The organism is Agromyces sp. P1_H4 (assembly GCF_056405255.1).
On sequence record NZ_JBFUCL010000521.1, the window covers coordinates 1 to 1,607 of the forward strand.

2 protein-coding genes are annotated in these 1,607 nt (G+C 74.2%); one reads left to right on the plus strand and one right to left on the minus strand.

Annotated features, from left to right (window positions below; translation table 11 throughout):
* On the minus strand, positions 1–835 hold an 835-nt coding region (locus AC1DY2_RS19595; RefSeq protein WP_476763929.1), incomplete at its 3' end, for an FUSC family protein.
* A 109-nt stretch (positions 836–944) separates the two neighbouring features.
* Here AC1DY2_RS19595 and AC1DY2_RS19600 point away from each other — a divergent pair.
* A partial coding sequence (locus AC1DY2_RS19600; RefSeq protein ID WP_476763930.1) for a transglutaminase-like domain-containing protein occupies positions 945–1,607 on the plus strand: 663 nt, incomplete at its 3' end.

The window sequence follows — 1,607 nt, forward strand, 5'->3', positions numbered from 1 at the left end:
GCTCGGCGATGGCGCGCACGGTCGGCTCCCGGTGCAGCGCGTCGTCGTAGTGGTCGGCGAAGGCCCGCGTCATGCCGATCAGCTGCGTGACGATCGGGCTCAGCAGGTCGAGCAGGTCGCGCAGCGCCGCGAGCTCCTCGCGGTGCGCCGACCGGCGCGGGTTCAGGGTGAGCGACTCCTCGCCGGCGTCGATCGCGGCCTCGGCGGCATCCCGCATCGGGCGCAGCAGCCGCGCCTCGATCATGAGCGTCTCGACGTCGGCGGCCGCCTGCGGCCCCTCCAGCGCCGCCGCGAGTCGATCGACGGATGCCGCGAGCTCAGCGCCGAGCCGGGCGACGTGCTCGCGCGCGGGCGCCACCGCCACGGGTGGCACGATCGCCACGTTCACCACGATGCCGATGGCCGCGCCGATGAGCGTCTCGAGCACCCGGTCGAGGGCGTACTCGGGCGAGGACGCGCCGAGCGCGAGCACGAGCATCGCGCTGATCGCGACCTGGTTGGACGTGCCCGGCGTCATCTTCAGCGCCCAGGCGACGAGCATGGCGATGACGATCGCCAGCAGGATGATCCAGGTGCTCTGCCCGAACACGAGCGAGATGCCCGTGGCGATCACGACGCCGAGGATCACCCCGATCGAGCGCTCGACCGCCTTGCCGAGCGACTGGTTCACGCTCGGCTGCACCACGAGCAGTGCCGCGATCGCGGCGAACACCGGCAGCGGCCCGGGGATCAGCCAGCCCGCGATGAGCCAGGCGGCGATCGTCGCGACCGCCGACTTCGCCACCTGCAGCAGCGGGACCCGCTTCGTGGCGCGCAGCGTGGCCGAGATGCCCATGCCCCTCAGGCTAGCCGCGCGCCGGAGGGCTGGGCAGATGGGTCGCCCGCGGGTGAGAATGGGACGGTGCCACCCGGCACGCCCTTCGAGGACGAACGAGGTGTCACGCATGCAGCGATCCGTCTCCGCCCAGCTCACCCTGCAGGTCGCCGCTCCGGCGCGGCTCGCGTTCATCGTCGCCGTGGCGGCCCGTCCGCCGGCCGAGCGACTCGCCCTGCGGCACGACGGCGAGGCGATCGAGCCCCGCGAGGTGACGGATGCCGCGGGCACGCGCATCCACGTCGTCGACGTCGCGCCCGGCACGGTCACGCTGCAGTACGAGGCCACCGTCGAGGGGCGCGCGGACGCGGCATCCGGGACGGAGCTGGAACTGCTGGAGTACCTCCGGCCCAGCCGCTACGGCGAGGCCGACCGGCTCGCGCCGACCGCGCACGCGGAGTTCGCGGGGCTGGCCGGTGCCGACCTGCTCGCCGCCGTGAGCTCGTGGGTGGGCACGCGCCTGAGCTACGTGCCCGGTTCGAGCCAGCCGACCGACGGCGCGGTGCAGACGCTGCTCGCGGGCCAGGGCGTGTGCCGCGACTACGCCCACCTCGTGATCGGGCTGCTGCGCGCCCTCGACGTGCCGGCCCGCCTCGCCGCCGTCTACGCGCCGGGCCTCGACCCGATGGACTTCCACGCGGTCGCCGAGGCCTATGTCGACGGCGCGTGGCACGTCGTCGACGCCACCACGCTCGCGCCGCGGTCGACGCTCGTGCGCATCGCGACCGGGCGC